The sequence below is a fragment of the Xylanibacter caecicola genome, from assembly GCF_013166515.1.
Classification (GTDB): domain Bacteria; phylum Bacteroidota; class Bacteroidia; order Bacteroidales; family Bacteroidaceae; genus Prevotella; species Prevotella caecicola.
In genome coordinates, this window is sequence record NZ_JABKKJ010000021.1 from 26,777 (window position 1) to 44,135 (window position 17,359).

9 protein-coding genes and 1 rRNA gene are annotated in these 17,359 nt (G+C 51.4%); 6 read left to right on the forward strand and 4 right to left on the reverse strand.

The window, feature by feature from the left end; genetic code table 11:
* The first annotated feature begins 34 nt into the window (after positions 1-34).
* Entirely contained in the window at positions 35-607 is a 573-nt protein-coding gene (locus HPS54_RS10380) for a GNAT family N-acetyltransferase (RefSeq protein ID WP_172345384.1), read from the forward strand.
* Positions 608-617: 10 nt separating this feature from the next.
* Positions 618-1,493 carry an AraC family transcriptional regulator gene (locus HPS54_RS10385; protein ID WP_172345385.1) on the forward strand — a complete coding sequence of 292 codons (876 nt, stop codon included), beginning with the start codon at positions 618-620 and terminating at the stop codon, positions 1,491-1,493.
* A 214-nt stretch (positions 1,494-1,707) separates the two neighbouring features.
* Here the strand turns inward: HPS54_RS10385 and HPS54_RS10390 are convergent, their stop codons facing one another.
* Entirely contained in the window at positions 1,708-3,357 is a 1,650-nt protein-coding gene (locus HPS54_RS10390) for a fumarate hydratase (protein ID WP_172345386.1), read from the reverse strand.
* 471 nt (positions 3,358-3,828) lie between these two features.
* Between HPS54_RS10390 and HPS54_RS10395 the strand changes: the two genes are divergently transcribed.
* The 3 genes from HPS54_RS10395 (at position 3,829) to HPS54_RS10405 (ending at position 10,523) form a co-directional block, all read left to right on the forward strand.
* Positions 3,829-7,182 (forward strand): hypothetical protein, encoded by a 3,354-nt coding sequence (locus HPS54_RS10395; protein ID WP_172345387.1) that lies wholly within the window; start codon positions 3,829-3,831, stop codon positions 7,180-7,182.
* Between the two features lie 7 nt (positions 7,183-7,189).
* Positions 7,190-7,393, forward strand: a complete 204-nt coding sequence (locus HPS54_RS10400) for a hypothetical protein (protein ID WP_172345388.1) — start codon at positions 7,190-7,192, stop codon at positions 7,391-7,393.
* A 223-nt stretch (positions 7,394-7,616) separates the two neighbouring features.
* Positions 7,617-10,523 (forward strand): M16 family metallopeptidase, encoded by a 2,907-nt coding sequence (locus HPS54_RS10405; RefSeq protein WP_172345389.1) that lies wholly within the window; start codon positions 7,617-7,619, stop codon positions 10,521-10,523.
* Between the two features lie 879 nt (positions 10,524-11,402).
* Here HPS54_RS10405 and HPS54_RS12935 read toward each other — a convergent pair.
* The 3 genes from HPS54_RS12935 to hflX all read right to left on the reverse strand — a co-directional run bounded on the left by HPS54_RS12935 (position 11,403) and on the right by hflX (position 15,568).
* The gene (locus HPS54_RS12935; RefSeq protein WP_253951990.1) at positions 11,403-12,389 is read right to left on the reverse strand and encodes a GNAT family N-acetyltransferase; all 987 of its coding nucleotides are present in this window, start codon (positions 12,387-12,389) and stop codon (positions 11,403-11,405) included.
* Between the two features lie 80 nt (positions 12,390-12,469).
* Positions 12,470-14,287, reverse strand: coding sequence for a DUF4954 family protein (locus tag HPS54_RS10420; RefSeq protein ID WP_172345390.1), 1,818 nt, complete (start codon positions 14,285-14,287; stop codon positions 12,470-12,472).
* Between the two features lie 30 nt (positions 14,288-14,317).
* Positions 14,318-15,568: a GTPase HflX gene (gene hflX, locus HPS54_RS10425; RefSeq protein ID WP_172345391.1), complete on the reverse strand. Its 1,251-nt coding sequence runs from the start codon at positions 15,566-15,568 to the stop codon at positions 14,318-14,320.
* Positions 15,569-17,237: 1,669 nt separating this feature from the next.
* On the opposite strand from hflX, the gene HPS54_RS10430 reads away from it, so the two are divergent.
* Positions 17,238-17,359 (forward strand): 16S ribosomal RNA (locus HPS54_RS10430); the annotation flags it as partial.

Below are 17,359 nucleotides of genomic sequence, written 5' to 3' on the forward strand. Positions count from 1 at the left end.
TATTTGCCGATATTATAGACTTTTATAAAAAGACATGGTTATACAGACGGCGTGCAGAGAGCATGCAAATGCAATAGCGCGGCTTATAATGCAAGCAATGAATTATGATTGTTGCAGGTATTATGCCGGACCGGAGCATAGTCTTGAAGACTTTGAAAGGATGATGACGCGGCTTGTGGAAGCCGACAACTCGCAGTATAGTTATACAAATACTCATGTGGCACTGGATGATGACGGATGTGTTGCCGGTATATGTGTGACTTACGACGGTGCGAGGCTTCATGAACTGAGAGAGGCTTTTATACATGCGGCGCGAGAATGTTTCGGACGCGATTACAGTACTATCGGTGACGAGACGGCGCCCGGTGAACTTTACATAGACAGTCTTGCTGTAGACGAGCAATACCGTGGACGTGGCATTGCCGGTGACTTGTTGCGTGTTGCCATAGCCAAGGCGTCGGACATGGGAATTCCGGCGGGATTGCTTGTCGACAAGGGTAATCCGCTTGCAGAACGACTGTATGTAAGGATGGGCTTTAAACATGTCGGTGATACGGTGTGGGGAGGACATCCCATGAAACATCTTCAATATCAGATATCTACATAAACACAATTATATGCAGAAGAGCAAATATCTTGTTGCCAATGAGCGGGATGCGCTGTGGGGACTTACGGTGAGCACTGTAGGTTATGACGAACTGTCGGCAGACGAACCTTATCCTACGCAAGGGCATGCCGACGGATATTATTTTGATATAAAACGAGGACGCGTGCTCAACGAATACCAGATGCTTTATCTGTTGGAAGGCGAGGGCGTGTTCTCATCGGAACATGTTTCCCGGACAAGAATAAAGGCAGGGGATATATTTCTTCTGTTTCCAGATGAGTGGCACAGTTATCATCCGGTACCGGGTTCTAACTGGAAGAGTTATTGGATTGGTTATAAGGGCAGAAACATGGACGACCGTATGCGCTATGGCTTTCTGTCTCCTGAAAAACCGATATATCATGTGGGTTACAGCAGTGATATTGTGCATCTGTACAACTCTGCCATAGATGCGGCACGCGAGGAAGCGGCATATTCGCAGCAGGTACTTGCGGGAATAGTGAATAATCTTATTGGAGTGATGTATTATCTCGAGCGTAATCTCGAGCTTAACCGAAAGAGCGGATATGCCGATCTTATAAATAAAGCGCGTGAGCGGATACGCCAGAGTGTGGAGACAAACCTTACCATGCAGCAGGTGGCGGAAGAGTTAGGCGTGAGCTATTCCAACTTCCGCAAACTTTTCAAAGAGTATACGGGTATGTCTCCTGCCATGTTTCAGCAGGATCTGCGCCTGCAACGTGCAAAGGAACTGTTGTCGACTACGGGGTTGAGCATAAAGGAGATTGCGTACAGGCTTTGTTTTGACTCTCCCGATTATTTCTCAAGCAAGTTCAGAATAAAGACCGGATGCAAGCCGAGCGATTACAGAGGGCAGATGAAGTAGGCTGGGGTATTATTTTGTAAGAAGATAAAGGGATATAGGAGAAGATAAAAGAAGATAGGAGAAGATATAAGGAGATAAAGGGAGATAGGAGAAGATAAGGGAAGATAAAGGACAATGGTCTTGAAGCAAACAACAAGGCATACGTCCTTTATCTTCCCTTATCTTCTCCTATATCTTTTTATCTTATTATTACAAGTAAAAATCCTTTATAGCATTACTTGCCGCAACTTGGAGCCCATGGCTTCAGCTGTTTGAAGAAGTCATTGCCCTTGTCGTCGACGAGGATGAACGCCGGGAAATCCTCTACGTGGATTTTCCATACCGCCTCCATGCCCAATTCGGGATATTCCACGCACTCGATGCTCTTGATGGAGTTCATTGAGAGTACAGCCGCAGGACCACCGATGCTGCCGAGGTAGAAACCGCCGTGTTTGTGACATGCGTCGGTAACTTCCTGTGTACGGTTACCTTTGGCAATCATCACCATTGAGCCGCCATTAGCCTGGAACTCGTCTACGTAGGGGTCCATACGGTTTGCCGTGGTGGGTCCCATTGAACCGCAAGGCATGCCTTCCGGAGTCTTTGCCGGTCCGGCGTAGAGCACAGGATGATCCTTGAAATACTGCGGAAGACCTTCGCCGGCGTCAAGACGCGCCTTGAGTTTGGCGTGGGCAATGTCGCGTGCTACGATGATGGTGCCGTTGAGGCTTACGCGCGTTGATACCGGATATTGGCTCAGGAGTTTGCACACTTCGCTCATAGGCCGGTTGAGGTCAATTTTTACGGCGTTGCCTTCGCCTGCCTTGCGCAGTTCTTCGGGAATAAGCTCGCCCGGATTGTCGTCAAGTTTCTCTATCCAGATACCGTCCTTGTTTATCTTTGCCTTGATATTGCGGTCGGCAGAGCAGCTCACGCCCAGACCGATGGGGCAGCTTGCGCCGTGGCGCGGCAGACGTATTACGCGTATGTCGTGGGCAAAGTACTTGCCTCCGAATTGTGCCCCGAGACCTATCTTGTGCGCTTCTTCAAGGAGTTGCTTCTCCAGTTCTATGTCGCGGAAGGCGCGTCCTGTCTCGTCTCCCGTCGTGGGCAGGTTGTCGTAGTAGTGCGTGGAGGCGAGCTTTACGGTAAGGAGATTTTTCTCCGCCGATGTTCCTCCGATGACAAACGCTATGTGATAAGGCGGACATGCAGCCGTTCCGAGAGTCTTCATCTTCTCCACGAGGAACGGTACGAGCGTGCCGGGGTTCTGTATGCGTGCCTTTGTTTCCTGATAGAAATATGTCTTGTTGGCAGAGCCGCCGCCTTTGACAACGCAGAGGAACTTGTATTCGTCGCCTTCGGTTGCCTCGATGTCTATCTGTGCCGGCAGGTTGCAGCGTGTGTTCACCTCGTCGTACATGTTTAGCGGAGCGTTCTGCGAGTAGCGCAGGTTCTCTTCCGTGTATGTCTTGTATACGCCGAGCGACAGTGCCTCTTCGTCGCAGAAGCCTGTCCACACCTGCTGTCCTTTCTCGCCGTGGATGATTGCCGTGCCGGTGTCCTGGCAGAAAGGCAGCTTGCCCTTGCATGCCACTTCGGCGTTGCGCAGGAATGTCAGCGCCACGTACTTGTCGTTGTCGCTTGCCTCGGGGTCGGTGAGAATCTTTGCCACCTGCTCGTTGTGCGAGCGGCGCAGCAGGAAGTTTACGTCGCGGAATGCGGCGTTCGACATCATCGTGAGTGCTTCCGGGCTGACTTTCAGCACCGGTGTGCCTTCAAACTCGCCTACGGACACGCCTTCTTTGGTCAGCAGGTAGTATTCCGTATCGTCCTTGCCCGTCTGGAACATGGGCGCGTACTTAAATTCGGGTGTTGTTGCCATAATGTTTTGTATTTATAGTTATATGTTATATGTTTTAGCTTTGCCTGCAAAATTAGGTATAATTATTCAATTACAATATTAATGGTAGGATAAATTGTGCTCAATAATACCGATATGCCATCCGGCAGGCTTGTTTATCTTTGATGACAAGTTGTACGGGTGCGTTGCCTTAAAGACCATACCGCTTATGATTTTGTGTAATTTTAAGAAAAAACATGTTTTTCTTCATTATAACATCTTGTCTATGTTAAATACTGCAAATTACCCCCCTATTATTAATGAATATTAACCTATGATGCGGAATATTATATGTTTCACTAATTTTGCCACCTGAAAAACCGGGAAAGACAGTTTTCCGCAGATTGGAGAGCATGAATATGGATTCTATATAAATAACACAATAGGTAATAAAAAAATTATTTTATGAGGTCAAACATGTTTTTGAGACATTGCGGCAAAAACTCAGGATATATGCTACTATGTCTTTTTGTATTGTGGGGAAGCGTGTCTTTTGCACAGACGACAAAGCCTGTGTGGCAGCAGACCGATCCTGAAGGAGGTAACTATTTGAAAGGCCGTCGTGCACTTGCCGGCAAGGGATGCGAGGTAAACATGCTCGTGAATACAGTTACTGTGGCTTCCTGGGCGAATGGGCTTGACAATCTTGTGGATGATGATCTGACGAACTTTGCGTCGTTTCCGACTGGTGTTTCGATCGATGCCGGTGTGGCTCCGATTGTAAGTATCCGCGATATGGAGAATCATTATGCAGGAGGAACAGTTGCCGGTTTTGTTGTTGCAAGTGCTGAGGGCAGTTTACTGTCATTGGATGTCGTGAAGGCTTATGCCATTCAGTTTTACTGTGACGGGAAGGAGGTCGGAACAGCTGTTCCCGTTACGGAAGGACAGTCTGCTGGTGCGCTCAATCTTTCTTTGATAAAGATACCTGGTTCGGACGATGTTACTTCAACGTTATCGGCAGTGGCACCGGGTGAGTTTGATGAAGTCTGCCTGATGCCGGCAGGAGGTGTAAACTTGGAGCTGATTAAAAATACGAGAGTGAAATATGCTTTTGCAGGCAATGCAAGACAGTATAATCTTGTTAATGCCGGTCGGGGAGGGTGCTCTGACGGCAGTGACGGTATATATGCCTTCAATGAAGACTTCCAAACCAGTCTTAAACTTGAGGTTGGAAGTTCTGATGTGGCGAATACGGCAAACTTCATAGATGCTGATTTGGAAAATAACGGAGTGACATTCTTAAAGCTGGTAGCTGGTGGAGGATATGTAGAAATCAAGGCAATGCCGGAAGACTATGTCATTGGAAGTGATAATAATAAAGCTCCGTTCAAGGCAGGTACTGTGTTCGGCTTTCATTTTGCCGCTGCTACCGATGTACTTAATATAGGTGGAAAAGATATAAAATTATGTTTGGGAAAGAAGAATGGCTTGTTGAATCAGCCGGAAGATATATGGGGTGATGGGATTACCGTATCTGGTGATATTCTTAAGCTTTCTTTAAGTGGAGGAAATAGCGGTAATATAGAAATCCGTACAAATCAAGATTGTTATGGTGCAAAGCTTGAGGAAGGGGGCGTGGGACTTGGAGGTATGAATATACGTTATGCGTACATACGAACTCCGGATGAGGTGAATCACCGTTGCGACATGCGCCTTTCTGCCGATGCGCATATTTGCGACAGTGAGACATCCTATAAGATAACCGGGGTGGATGTCAGTTATGAGATAACGAGCCAGCCTGAGGGTGCGAATGCCCAAATAGATGCGGAGGGAAATGTTACAGGCATGACGGTGAACGGCAGCTATGAGGTGACGGCAACATCTACGAAGGACTGCGGCTGCAAAGAAACTGTCACTATACACCGCGGCATGGATGACATCAGTCTGATGCCAGGTGAGGACAATCCTCTTTATAATGTGGACAATGAGGTGTATGAACTGTCTACTGAAACGCATATAACAGATGGTGGTCTTATCAGCCTTGACCGGCTGAGCGACAAGGAGAATGTGCTCAATGCACAGACGGGCGACTATGCCCAGTATGTGGGCGGTCTCGGTCTTGCGGAGAATGTGGGGATTGTGGGTGTTAAGACAAAGGACGGCAGTGCCATAAAGGAGCATCTGCCGGGAAAGACGCTGAAGCGTGTGGGCTTTATGGTGGAGACATTGTCCGACGGATTAGGGCTTGATGCCCTCAAATTCTTCTGCATTCGCGGCTTCAAGGGTGGCAAGGAGGCTTTTAACAAGCCTGTGGAGGAGACTAACGCCGTATCGCTTGATCTTATAGGCAGCAGCAAGGTGCAGAAGATGCGCTACTCGGTGGCAGTGCCTGATGATGCCGGGGACATAGATGAGTTCCAACTGTGGAAGGAAGGTGTGCTGAACCTGAAGATATCTAAGTTGAATATATATTATGCCTTTGCCGATGACACCGATAATCCTGTTTCCACGCTCGGCAGCGTAACGGTTGTGTCTGACAAGACCGGAGCCTCGTTGAATGCCGACAGAATGGCGGAGGTGGCGGTGGCAGACGTGGCTTGTGTAAAGCGCGACCTTACAAACTTGATAGATGATGATCCGGAGTTCGAGACAGCGTTTATGCTGGCCAAGACGGTAGCCGCAGGCGGTTCTATATATGCCGTGAACTTAGGGCGCACTTACAGGGCAAAGACACAGGTGGGCTTTGTGCTCGATGACAAGACTTATATGGCTTCCATCGGTGTGGGAAAGTGGATAAAGATGGTGACCTATCTTAACGGACAGGAGCAGGAGAGCCAGCAGGACTGGAAAGTTCTGGGCGTGAGCGTAATCGGCGCAGGCGACAAGCGTTTTGTAACCATGCAGCCTGAGACGGATTTTGATGAGGTGAGCATAGAGTTCTCCGGAGTTGCTGACGCATTAGACTATGTCAAGATCTACGGAGTGTTTGTACGCGATGACACCGACGGTGACGGAATTCCCGACGTGTACGACGAATCCTCGTGTTCGGAGGATATCGTGCTGAACGAGGAGGTTGCCGAGGTCCTGAACAAGGGCAGGGATTATGACAATGCACGCCTGTTGTTGCACAGGACATTCAACCGTGGCAACAATATCGGCGACAACTTGTGGAGTTCCATAGTACTGCCCGTGAGTCTGACGGGGCTTCAGGTGCGAAATGCTTTCGGCAACGACACACGTCTTGCAGAGGTTAAGGGCATGGAGGGCGACTTGCTTGTTTTCAGAAAGATCGATGTCCCCACGAATGATGACGTGGCGGTGATAAAGCCCGGTGTGTTCTATATAATAGAGACCGTGCGCACTCCGGAACATGAGAAGACCGAGGACGACGGCTGGGACACGTTCTCTGACGGGACGCAGTATACGTCGGGAGATGTGTATGTCATTAACGGCGTGGACTACAGTGCTGCAGACGAGGTGGAGCCAACGAAGACATATTCAAACACGTCAGACACGCACAGCGTCACATTTGCCGGGACGTATAACTATAAACAGGCGCTGCCGGAGGGAATATATGCCTTCAGCCGTGGTTTGCTGTGGAGGATAACGAACAGTGCAAAGATGAAAGGATTCCGTTTCTGGATAAACGAGACGCTCGGTTCGGCAGGGGCAAAGCAGATGATTTTCAGAGTGGATGGTGACAGTGGCGGTACGACCGGGCTGACAGGACTGACGAATGGCGACAGGTTATTGCTGGGTCCTGTCTATGACGCCGGCGGACGTTGTGTGGGTACGGCTGGCAATCTTTTTGATCTGCCACGTGGTGTATATGTTGTGAACGGAAGGAAAATCCTTATAAAATAATGTGGGCATGAAGAAAAGATTGTATGTGAGACCGGTTACGGAAGTCGTGAAGGTTGAGCTTGGCGGGTTTGTATGCCTGTCTTGGGACATAGAGAATAATAAGGCAGATGTTGACGATGATAAATATATAGTTCCTCCGACGGTTGCCGGAGATGCCGTATGGTCGGAAAAGGAAGATGATGGCGGCGGCATCTGGGGAGACCTTGATTGACGGTTGCATGTGAAAGGTAAGACTGTTTACTTGATTATATTTTTTCCGGGCTGCCGATGATTGTCGGGCGGTCCGGATTTTTCTTTCTGTGGTGTTGGTGCGCTTGTGTCTGTGATTTTTTTCGTTTGTGCGATGCCGATGCCTTGCCGTTTGCGGAAAAATTTTTATCTTTGCGCGTGCCGTCGTTGTACGGGGCGCAAACAAACTAATAAAATTGAAGCTGATGAAACTTAGATTTATCGTAACAGCCTGTCTTGCCGCAGTAATGGCGCTTGGCGGGCAGGCAAAAGAGTACAGGTACCGGACTGTGGAGGGCGACCTGATGAACACGCGTATCTATACGCTCGACAACGGGCTTAAGGTTTATCTGTCCGTGAACAAGGAGAAGCCGCGCATACAGACTTACATAGCCGTGCGCACCGGCAGCCGCAACGATCCGGCGGAGACTACGGGGCTGGCGCACTATCTTGAGCACCTGATGTTCAAGGGAACGAAGAGCTTCGGCACGAGCGACGCTGCTGCCGAGGCTCCGTTGCTGGCGGAGATAGAGGCGAAGTACGAGGTGTACCGCCGCCTGTCCGATGCGCAGCAGCGCCGCGACTGCTACAAGGAGATAGACAGCCTGTCGCAGCTCGCTGCCAAGTATTTCATACCCAACGAGTATGACAAGCTGATGGCGTCTATCGGCGCGCAGGGCACCAACGCGTATACGAGCAACGACGTGACATGCTACGTGGAGGACATCCCCGCGAACGAAGTGGAGAACTGGTTGCGCGTGGAGGGCGACCGCTTTGCCAACATGGTGATACGCGGTTTCCACACAGAGTTGGAGTCTGTTTACGAGGAGTATAACATCGGTTTGGCACAGGACACGAGGAAGGCATACGCAGCCCTGTTCGCAAAGGCGTGTCCCGGGCATCCGTACGGCACGCAGACTACGATAGGAACGCAGGAGCACCTTAAGAATCCGTCGATAACGAACATAAAGAACTACTTCAACCGCTACTACGTGCCCAACAACATGGCGGTGTGCATGGCGGGAGACATGGATCCGGACAAGGTCATCGCGCTCGTAGACAAGTATTTCGGAGGGCTGAAGCCCGCCGCCTCGCTTTCGCGCCCCGAGTATCCCGAATTGAAACCGCTCTGCGGCGTGCAGGACACCACCGTGGTGGGCAAGGAGGCGGAGCGCCTGATGATGGCGTGGCGCTTCAAGGGAGCGTCGGACATGCAGGCAGACACCCTCGACGTCATCTCCAGCATGCTTGCCAACGGCAAGGCAGGACTGTTTGAGGTCAATCTCGAGCAGAAGATGCTGGCGCAGGGCGCCGGCGCGTTCCTGTACGGGCTTAACGACTATTCGGCGCTCGTGGTTTCGGGCACTCCGAAAGACAATCAGAGCCTTGAGGAACTGCGCGGACTTATCTGCGGAGAGATTGACAAGCTGAGGCGCGGCGACTTTTCGGACGATCTGTTGCCGGCGGTTGTCAACAACATGAAGCTTGATTTCTACAAGTCGCTGCAGAGCAATGAGGCGCGCGCCGACATGTTTGTCGACGCATTCGTGAACGGAAAGAAATGGGAGGACGTTGTGCGCAGGCTCGACAGGGTGAGCGGCATGACGAAGCAGCAGATTGTTGACTTCGCGCGTAGGCATCTCGCCGACAACTACGCGTGCGTCTACAAGGTGCAGGGCAACGACACGACGCTAAAGAAGATAGACAAGCCGCAGATTACGCCCATCCCCACGAACCGCGACAAGAGCAGCGCCTTTCTAAATGAGATAAAGAGCGCGAAGACGGAGCCGATACAGCCGCGCTTCGTGGACTTCGACCGGGACATGACGGTGACCCGTACAAAGGCAGGGCTGCCCATGCTCTATAAGAAGAACACGGACGACGGGCTGTTCGACCTTACGTTCTACTACGCCTTCGGTTCGGAGGCGGACCGCGCCATATCGCTGGCGCCCGACTACCTATATTATATAGGTACGGACAAGAAGACTTCGGCGCAGGTAAAGCAGGAGTTCTACAGCCTGGCGTGCGACTACTCGGTCAGCGTGTCGTCCGACGCGGTCTATGTACGTCTCACCGGTCTTAACGAGAACCTCTCCAAGGCGCTATCCCTGTGGGAAGACTTCGTAGGCAACGCCAAGGGCGACTCCGAGTCATACGAAAAGTATGTAAACCTGCTTATGAAATCGCGCGCGGACGCCAAGAAGAACCAGCGCGCCAACTTCGCTCGCCTGCAGGCGTATGCCATATACGGTCCGTACAACAGCTATACAAACACGCTGAGCGAGGCTGAGCTGCGCGCCGCAGGTCCGCAGATGCTGCCCGACCTGCTCAAGCGCCTCAACGGCATGGAGCACACCGTGCTCTACTACGGTCCGTATGGCGAGAAGGAGATAGCTGCGCTCGTGACGCGCCTTCACAAGACGCCGAAGAAGCTCCGACCCGTGCCCGCAGGCAGGGAATACACCGAGCAGCAGACGCCCGTCGACGAGGTGTTCATAGCCCCCTACGACGCCAAGAACATCTACATGATGCAGTATCACAACGAAAACCGCCCGTGGAACGCCGATGAAATGCCCGTGCAGACCATCTTCAACGAGTATTTCGGCGGCAGCATGAACGGCGTGGTGTTCCAGGAGCTGCGCGAGGCACGCGGACTTGCCTACAGCGCCGGCGCGAGCTACGACCGTCCGTGGCGCAAGGGACATCCCGAGACGTTCAACACGTACATCATATCGCAGAACGACAAGATGACCGACTGCATACGCGTGTTCAACGAGATACTCGACACACTGCCGCAGTCGCAGGCAGCCTTCGAGATTGCGCGCCAGAGCCTTACGAAGAGCCTGCAGAGCCGCCGCGTGACGCGCGCCTCGGTGCTCTACGCGTATCTCAACGCCCGCCGTCTCGGTGTCAGCGGCGACCTGTATGCGCGCGTTTACGAAGCCCTGCCGCAGCTCAGGCTCGCCGACATCGTGGACTTCGAGCAGAAGAACATGGCTCGCAAGCCCTGCCGCTACGTCATCCTCGGCAACGAGGGCGAGCTGGACATGGAGGCGCTCGGCAGGATAGGCAAGGTGAACCGCCTCACCACCGAGGAGATATTCGGATATTGAGTTTTCAGGCGCCATGCGCGAGCAATGCGGCGCGTATGGCGCCTGAAAGGAGATAGAGGGAGACAGGAGAAGATACGTGGCTTGCGCCACGGAAGATAGGGGACAATTGCCTTGTGGCATGCCGTAAAGCGCGCGTCCCCTGTCTTCCCGTTATCTTCTCCTGTCTTCTTTTGTTACCAAACAGATATTCCTTTGTCAGCGTGTTTCAGGCGTTTTTATTACTGCCGTACTTGTATCCGATATGTAAGGATATTACATGTCATCCTTAAGCAGGTATTACTGATTTCCATCTCATATGCGTTACGTTTCTATCTCATATGCGATAGATTTGCATCTCATATGCGATAGATTTGCATCTCATATGCGTTACGTTTCTATCTCATATGCGTTACGTTTCCATCTCATATGAGTTACGTTTCTATCTCATATGCGTTACGTTTCCACATATGCGTTACGTTTCTATCTCATATGCGTTACGTTTCTATCTCATATGCGTTACATTTGCATCTCATATGCGATAGATTTGCATCCCATATGCGATACATTTCTATACTATATGCCGGAGAAATACGTATGGCATGTTTTAAACTCTAATACACCTTCCATGAGTGGTTTATACCACGTCTCCCCGTTATTTTGGAACGTTCGACAGAAAATTTTGGATCGATCCAAAATTTTTTCTGAATCGATCCAAAAAAATTTTTGGATCGTTCCAAAATTTCCTATGGATGCGCCGTCTTCCCGTCCGGACGCTCCAAATGTCGACTGCCGATGCATTCTGCGTGTTGTAAACCGCGCGTTTTTGTGTTGAAGAAACGCACTGTGCCGTTGTATACCCGTGCGAAAAATATCCTACAGAGGGAACGTTAAAATTAAAACTCATTTCCCCGCGCCCGGCAGCTCCATGTGCAGTATCGGGAACGGGCGTCCCGAAGGGTCTGTGGCGTCGCGCCCCGTCACCTCGAACCCCCGGCTGCGATAAAAAGCGAGCGCCGCGGGGTTCTGTTCGTTCACGTCCACGCGCCGTATGCCCCTCTCCATGACGGCAAGGTCGAGCAGTCGCCTGCCATAGCCCTTCCCCTTGTGCCGCGGGTCTATGAAGAGCATCTCTGTCATCCCGTCGCTCAGACTCATAAAGCCGAGCAGCCTGCCGCCGGTGTCCTGCATGGCGTAGACGTCGAGCGCCGGCAGGTATTTTTCGGGTATCTCGCGGCGGAAGAACGCGATGTCGTCTTCCGACAGAAAGTCGTGACTGTCTCTTACGGCAGCCTCCCATATCACGACAAGCTCATCCCAACGCATACTGTCGGTTATCTTTATTATTGATGTGCCGTCGTGGCGTTTCACGAGATAGTGCACCTTTGACGTATCCCCGTTGGCTGAGGAAGTGCCCGGTGCCGTGTGGTGGAATGCAAAGCCGCACTTCTCCGCCACGCGCCCCGACTTTCCGTTGCCGTCGTAGTGACTTATCCACACCGCCTGCAGCCCCAGTTTGTCAAAGCATCTGTCCGTGAGCGCTTTGACGGCTTCGGTAGTAAATCCGCGCCCTTGATAAGGCACGCCCATCCAGTATCCTATTTCGGCTTCGCCCTGCTTCATGTCCGCGTTGCCCGTCCCGCCGGGCACAATGCCGCAGCATCCTGCCGGCTCGCCGGTGTCTTTGGGCACTACGGCGTATATCTCCGGGGCGGAAAACACTGTGCGTATTATCTCCCGGCTCTCTTCTGCCGACGAGTGGGGCGCCCATCCGGCTGCCGGACCTATTGTCGGGTCCTTGGCAAGACGGTACAGGACGTCGGCGTCGGTGTCCCTCCACGGGCGAAGTATCAGCCGCGGTGTCTCTATGATTGTTCCTTTTGTTTCCATAAATGTATGTGCTGTTGTTTTTGTGCCGGTTCTTGTCCGTGTGTGGACGGTCCTTTGCTTTTTATGGCTTTGCGATGAAATCAGAGCTTCGCGAGAAAATCTTCCAGCACGCCTTCTTCCATGTCTCCGAGCGCCGCCTCTTTACGCGCGTCGTCGGCTATCGCCGCGCGCCACGCCGCCCATGCCTCCTTGCCGTCCTCCTTTATCCGGCGCATGACATCTTCTGTCATCTCATCCGTCGCGTAATACTCGCGAATGGCGTTGCACGTCCAGTTCCACGACCATTCGTCGTATCGGTCGTTCATATCCCTCATCCGTTCCTCCACGTCCCCGATGCTGCTTATGACGCCTCTCCTTATGTCGTCCGCCAGTCTTTCCGCCTCAGCCTTCGGCACGAGCATGCCGCCCAGGTCTGTCCATTCGCCCGTGCCGCCGCTGTCGGTGGACCGTGCGCCGTCGTGCATCTCGGCAGCCTCGCCGAAAAACATCCGTATCGCCATGTCGTATAGCCTCATGCCGTTCTTCAGCGCGCCGTTGCGTATCGTGCAGCGCCCGTGGGTGTACTCTGCGGCGTCCTCGCCCTGCGTGCCGCGCAACCTTTCGAGCGTCTTCCTGCCTTCCAACGCCTTTTGTAAGGTGTACGGACTGAGCCAGTCGAAGTTGACAAAGCTCTTCCTTCCGTCGTGCGGACGCCTGTCGCGCTTGTGCCATTTGGCTGTGTCGCGGAATGTTCCCACGGTGGCTATGTTGCGTCCGGGCACGAGAAATGTCTTGTTGCCCGATGCGATGAGATAAGAGAACGGCATGTCGCCGGTGTCGGGGTGGTTCTGTATCTTGCCCATGCACATCGAGAACGCGCCCACGGTGGCGGGCATGAGTATGTGTGCCCCGCTGGCGGTCTTGCTCCCGCGCTCTAAAGTGCCGTGGTGTATCGGTCCCAGCTTGTAGGCGTGGTTGCTGTAGTTGGTGGCAGAGCCTGCGTTGTAGAACGAGAACATGCCGCCGATAAGCAGCGTCGATTTGTGGTGGCTCACCGTGAACGGACCGCAGAACGCGGCGCACGCTTCGCCGTTGTCCAGGTGCGCGTTGTCGAAGAACACGCAGCTCTCGGCAGAGAAGCCTTTGCCTATGTGGCATGCCTCGCCCACGAAACAGCCCGTGAGACAGGCGCCGCCGAGTATCGCCGAGCCTGCCGATACCACCGTGTCGTCGCACGTCACGTCGTTGCCTATGCGCACCGCCGCGCTGTCCGTGACCGCCAGAGTGCAGTTGCACAGCCTCGATGCACCGTTTATCTCGCATCCGTCGCCTATTATTGTGTCGATTATCTCGCGTGTGTTGGTTATTCTCACCCTTTTCCCCACCTTGCCCGTCGGGCTGCGGCGCGCCTCGATGTCCTTGCCGGTCATCGCGCGCAGACTATCCCACACGGCGGCATCGCCGGCATTGGCTGCCATGAATGTGGCGGTCTGAGATGTCAGTCCTTTGTATATGATGATGTTGCCGTCGCCCGCCTCGTTCAGCACGGGAATAACCGTACCCTCGCCGAACGTCGCCCCGGTGCTGCTTGTCATCCGCCCTATGCCCGATATGTAGCATTCTTCGCCGATGACATACCGGCGTATGTGGTTGCCGATGTTCTCGATAAGGCAGTTGTCGCTTATCGTAACGTCGCACAGTGTCGCGTTGAATATCCCCGTGTGGCGCGCGAAACCGTCTTCTGTCTCGAGCGTCTTGTCAAATCTTCCGATGTTCACTTCTCCGTAGAACGCCACGTTGCGCACATGCTCCGTGCAGAACTCCAGTGCCACGTTCACCGTGCCCCAGTCCTCTGCGGTGCATCCGTTTCGTTCCAGCCTTGCTATCTCGTCGGTTGTGAGATTTCTGTAGTTTTCCATGATTTGTGTCTTTGTGCAGAATTGCGGTGTTTATTCTTCGTAATCCTGATACAGGAAGTCGTTGTAAGGATATTTCTGAACGTGCAGCTCGCGCACGCGCTTGTAGAGCACTTCCCTCAGTTCGTCGATGTTCATCTTCTCGCGTGCCGAGATGAACAGGCAACTGTCGTTCATATTCGCCATCCACGTGCGGCGCAGCTCGTCGAGCGTTACGTTCTCCTTTGTCATCGGCGTAAGGTCGTCCGGTTCCTTGTCCACCCACGTATAGGCGTCTATCTTGTTGAACACTATCATCGACGGCTTGTCCGAGCATCCCAGTTCACTCAGCGTCTTCTCCACCACCTTTATCTGCTCCTCGAAGTCGGGGTGGGAGATATCCACCACGTGCACGAGCAGGTCGGCTTCGCGTACTTCGTCGAGCGTTGACTTGAACGAGTCCACAAGGTCGGTCGGAAGCTTGCGTATAAAGCCCACGGTGTCTGCCAAAAGGAAAGGCAGGTTGTCTATAACCATCTTGCGCACGGTGGTGTCGAGCGTCGCGAATAGTTTGTTCTCCGCGAAGACTTCGCTCTTCGACAGCAGGTTCATTATCGTCGACTTGCCCACGTTGGTATATCCCACGAGCGCCACGCGTATCATCCTGCCGCGATTCTTGCGCTGCGTTGTCTTCTGCTTGTCTATTTCCGTCAGCCGCTGTTTCAGAAGTGTTATGCGCTGCAATATGATACGGCGGTCCATTTCGAGCTGTGTCTCACCGGGTCCGCGCAGTCCCACCGAACCTTTGCCGCCGCCCGAACCGCTACCGCCGCGCTGGCGCTCAAGGTGGGTCCACAGGCGCTGCAGGCGCGGCAACATGTATCTGTATTGCGCCAGTTCCACCTGTGTCTTTGCGTTTGCCGTCTGCGCGCGCATGGCGAATATGTCGAGGATTAGCGACGTGCGGTCGAGTATCTTCACTTTCAGCTCGTTCTCGATGTTGCGTATCTGCTTTGCCGATAGCTCATCGTCGAAAATCACCATACCTATCTCGCGGTCGGCATCTTCTTCGTCTATGATATACTGCTTTATTTCTTCCAGCTTTCCCTTGCCCACGTATGTCGTCTGGTTGGCGCTGTTCACCTTCTGCGTAAAGCGCTTGACGGTCACAGCCCCTGCCGTGTCGGCAAGGAACTCAAGCTCGTCCAGATATTCTTTTGTCTTCGCTTCGTCCTGGTCTTGGGTTATAAGACCAACGAGTATGGCGGTTTCAGCCTTTACTTCGGATATTACAAATTCTTTCATACATTATATATAATGTGCAAAGTTACGATAAAAAAGTGGAAAACGGAAAAACATGGTGTAGATTTGAAACATGCTACGCAGCAAGAGTGTCTTTGGAGAAATGCCGGTTGATGCGTTCTTTCCTGCTTCGCCGTTTGTTGGTTTGCGATGCAGGTGCTTGTTGGTGGAACCCCGATGTTTATTGTTGGTTTATGATACAAACACGGCTCTTTTCTCCTTTTCCGTCAGACTTCTTTGTTCTGTAAATTGATAGGCGGTATATGTGAAAATCTGTTTTTAGTTACTGTTGTTGCATACATTATTTGTGCTGCCGGCAGCTTTAATGAGTGTGTTTTTGCGTATTTATCTATTGTAAACGTTTACGTAGTTTTTTTAATTTTAAATACCCATTGTTTTGATTTGCGTCATTATAATACTTACCTTTGCCGTATATCAACACAGATTTTCAGAATTACATGCTACATTAATACTAATAACTAAGACATTCAGAATGGTAAAAGAAATAGCTTCGACGTGGTGTCGAGGCTATTTCTTTTTATAAGTATTCGTCTCTTTATCATGCTCATTTGCTACATACTCCATGCTCCTTTGTGATCCCTTCTTAAGTTCCGGATAGGGTAGTGCAGTCGCAAAAGACACACCCTTCTCCGCATTTGTCCGCCATCGTAAATGTCGTTTCCATGTTTCTTCATATAAAAAACTTGTATAGATAGTGCTGCAATGGCAATTTTGTCAATTAAATTCAAATAGAAAATGTGTTTGACTTCCCTTCTTCCCGCCCTCATATCCCCCCCCCCATTTATACCCCTTGAAAATCAACATCTTACCTTTTGCTTTCCCAAATAACACCTTTTATGCTCTAAAAGACGCCCTTTCAACCTCCAGTATGCCACCTCTTAGACCCCGAAACATCACCTCCTGCATTCCAGCCCTTTACGTTTCCACGCCCTTTCCCCAATAGCCATCACCCGTGTAGGGCTGTACCCCGGTGCAGCCGAAGCGCAAATTGCATGAATGTTGTAGATCGGTTGCACCATGTTACAGTTCTACGAATACCGAGCATCTGTTGAACCAATCTTAAAAACAGTAATACCAGAAAACCCAATAAAGCCGTTGACGCAACGAATAAACCATACGTATGTACAACAAGAACCAACAAGAGTATTGTCTTCTATCTCCCTCTGTCTTCTTCTATCTCCCCTTATCTCCTTTAAAGCTTTCCCTTATTTCCTTCCCCCCCCTTCCTCATTCCCTCTTCCCTTTTAATATTAATATATAATGATGTGTCCCCTTTCATGTCTTATTGATATTTATCAATTCTTCGGATAAAATCGTATATTTTATGAAAAAAGTCTTGAAAAAGCTTGCAAGTAATGTAAAAACTCAGTACTTTTGCATCCGCTTTTGAGGCTTACGCTTTGTGAAGCAATAAAGAAAGAGTTCTTTGAAAGAGATTTACATAAACAGACAGAAGTAGTACAAGAGCGGGTGCTTCGCCCTGCCGCAAGACAGAAGCGCAGGCACTCGGGTTATGATACGAACCGTTCAATTCCCGATGCCGCTGAATGCGGTGTCGGACAACATTGAAGGAAACGTCCCGAGCACAGACAATTTACTTTCCGGAACTCTCCCGTAAAGAGACAACGGAAGATAAAAATAAAGAAATTTTACAATGTAGAGTTTGATCCTGGCTCAGGATGAACGCTAGCTACAGGCTTAACACATGCAAGTCGCGGGGCAGCATGATTTTTCCCTCGGGAAAGATTGATGGCGACCGGCGCACGGGTGAGT

Coding starts and splice junctions, on each gene's coding strand:
- HPS54_RS10380 (WP_172345384.1), top strand. CDS start 35: ATGGTTATACAGACGGCGTGCAGAGAGCATGCAAATGCAATAGCGCGG.
- HPS54_RS10385 (WP_172345385.1), top strand. CDS start 618: ATGCAGAAGAGCAAATATCTTGTTGCCAATGAGCGGGATGCGCTGTGG.
- HPS54_RS10390 (WP_172345386.1), bottom strand. CDS start 3,357: ATGGCAACAACACCCGAATTTAAGTACGCGCCCATGTTCCAGACGGGC.
- HPS54_RS10395 (WP_172345387.1), top strand. CDS start 3,829: ATGCTACTATGTCTTTTTGTATTGTGGGGAAGCGTGTCTTTTGCACAG.
- HPS54_RS10400 (WP_172345388.1), top strand. CDS start 7,190: ATGAAGAAAAGATTGTATGTGAGACCGGTTACGGAAGTCGTGAAGGTT.
- HPS54_RS10405 (WP_172345389.1), top strand. CDS start 7,617: ATGAAACTTAGATTTATCGTAACAGCCTGTCTTGCCGCAGTAATGGCG.
- HPS54_RS12935 (WP_253951990.1), bottom strand. CDS start 12,389: ATGGAAACAAAAGGAACAATCATAGAGACACCGCGGCTGATACTTCGC.
- HPS54_RS10420 (WP_172345390.1), bottom strand. CDS start 14,287: ATGGAAAACTACAGAAATCTCACAACCGACGAGATAGCAAGGCTGGAA.
- hflX (WP_172345391.1), bottom strand. CDS start 15,568: ATGAAAGAATTTGTAATATCCGAAGTAAAGGCTGAAACCGCCATACTC.